The following is a 1,950-nucleotide window of genomic DNA, read 5'->3' as shown; positions in this document are numbered from 1 at the left end:
CAGTCTTCGATGGCATCTGCGGTCTTATCCTCTTGGGAAGAAAAGGAGGGGATGGAAATCAGTTGCTTCAGTAGATCCAGGGCCTTTTCCGTAAGTTGCTTTTTATCCATCGTCATAGGGTTATCGTCGTATACCGCTTTTCATTTTGGGACAACATCGACATATTTCCGATACATACCTTGGCTACGCCATTTTGCAATGCATGAAAACAGTTGGTCATTTTCGGAAGCATCCCGTCAGCTATGATTCCCTGTTCGAGCAGGTATTTATAGGTTCTGGTATCGATATGTTCAATTACCGAGCTGTCATCGGAAACATCCTTTAAGACCCCGTTCCTTTCAAAGCAATAGTATAAGGTGGTTTCGTAAAGTCCGCCCAGCCCGATGGCCAATTCGGAGGCGATAGTATCGGCATTGGTGTTCAACAGTTGCCCTTTGCCATCGTGGGTCATGGCGCAAAAAACGGGCGTTAGCCCCAAGGTCAAAAGATGGGAGAGCAGACCTTCATTGACGCGATCGACATCTCCAGCGAAACCGTAATCAATGTTTTTCACAGGGCGTTTATGGGCTTGAATCGCATTGCCGTCAGCGCCGCTCATACCGATGGCGTTGCAGCCTTTGGCCTGTAATTCGGCAACTATATTTTTATTGGTCAGTCCTGCATAAACCATGGTCATCACGTCCAGACCCTGTTCGTCCGTAATGCGCCGGCCGTCGACCATTTTAGATTCGATGCCCATTTTTTTGGCGATTTCCGTGGCGAGTTTACCTCCGCCGTGTACCAAAATCTTAAAACCTTCTAACCTGCAAAATAGAGTCAGGAATTTGGAGAGCTCTGCCTTGTTCTCGATGACGTTTCCGCCGATTTTTAGTATGGATAGGATTGGTTTCATTGTTGGTTTTTATTCCAATAATTTTTTCAAAACAACCTGTGCCGCAAACGTCCTGTTATTCGCCTGCGCTATTACCAATGATTGCCCACCATCCAGAACGGCATCCTCGACAACTACATTTCTACGAACGGGAAGGCAATGCATGAATTTGGCATCGCCCAACTTTTCTTTTGTCATCATCCAATCTGAATCTTGGTGCAACACCTTCCCGTAATCGGAATAGCTGCTCCAGTTTTTCACATAGATGAAATCGGCATTCTCACAGGCCTTTTTCTGGTCGCATTCAATGGTTAATCCTTCTGTAATTGCCGGATTTAATTCATAACCCTTTGGATGGGTAATCACAAATTCGGCATCCTGCAACCGCATCATCCCGACAAACGAATTCGCCACCGCATGAGGTAAGGCCTTCGGATGAGGTGCCCACGAAAGTACGATTTTCGGGTTTTTTTTGGTATGCTGTTCCGCCAAGGTAATCGCATCGGCAAGTGCCTGTAGCGGATGCCCGACCGAGCTTTCCATATTTACTACGGGCACTAAGGCGTATTTTTTGAACCCGATCAAAACCTCTTCTGCCTCGTCCTTTTCCTTATCCTTCAATCCCGCAAAAGCGCGGATGGCTATGATATCGCAGTACTGCGAAACGACTTGGGCCGCTTCCTTGATATGTTCCGATGTGCCTTGATCCATGACGGTTCCTTCACCGTATTCCAAAGCCCATCCCTCGTTGCCGAAGTTCATGACTATCACTTCCATACCCAGGTTCAGGGCCGCTTTTTGGGTGCTTAGGCGGGTACGCAGGCTGTTGTTGAAGAAAAGAAGGCAGAGCGTTTTTCCTTCGCCCAAGTTTTTATGGGAAGTGGGATTTTGTTTTAGTTTGCGGGCTTCTTCGACCCAGCTTGACAAATCGTCAATATCGTTTAAGGATAGATAATTTCTCATACGGTTATTTTGGTGTGTTCGCTGTTCCCGTTCAGGGCATCGACCATAAAATTGTCTTTCAGGCCGTTTACGATCCACGTTTCGATTCCCGCTTTTTGTGCTATCGTAGCGGCCTC

2 protein-coding genes are annotated in these 1,950 nt (G+C 47.0%); both read right to left on the bottom strand.

The window, feature by feature from the left end; all coding sequences use genetic code 11:
* Positions 1-112: 112 nt before the first annotated feature.
* On the bottom strand, positions 113-892 hold the full coding sequence (gene argB, locus ACEW8S_RS15460; RefSeq protein WP_373519027.1) for an acetylglutamate kinase: 780 nt from the start codon (positions 890-892) through the stop codon (positions 113-115).
* Positions 893-901: 9 nt separating this feature from the next.
* Positions 902-1,834 carry an acetylornithine carbamoyltransferase gene (locus ACEW8S_RS15455; protein ID WP_373519026.1) on the bottom strand — a complete coding sequence of 311 codons (933 nt, stop codon included), beginning with the start codon at positions 1,832-1,834 and terminating at the stop codon, positions 902-904.
* Positions 1,835-1,950 lie beyond the last annotated feature (116 nt).

Source organism: Pricia sp. (genome assembly GCF_041745955.1).
Classification (GTDB): domain Bacteria; phylum Bacteroidota; class Bacteroidia; order Flavobacteriales; family Flavobacteriaceae; genus Pricia.
This window is presented reverse-complemented; position numbering and strand designations above follow the sequence as displayed.

Coding starts and splice junctions, on each gene's coding strand:
- ACEW8S_RS15455 (WP_373519026.1), bottom strand. CDS start 1,834: ATGAGAAATTATCTATCCTTAAACGATATTGACGATTTGTCAAGCTGG.
- argB (WP_373519027.1), bottom strand. CDS start 892: ATGAAACCAATCCTATCCATACTAAAAATCGGCGGAAACGTCATCGAG.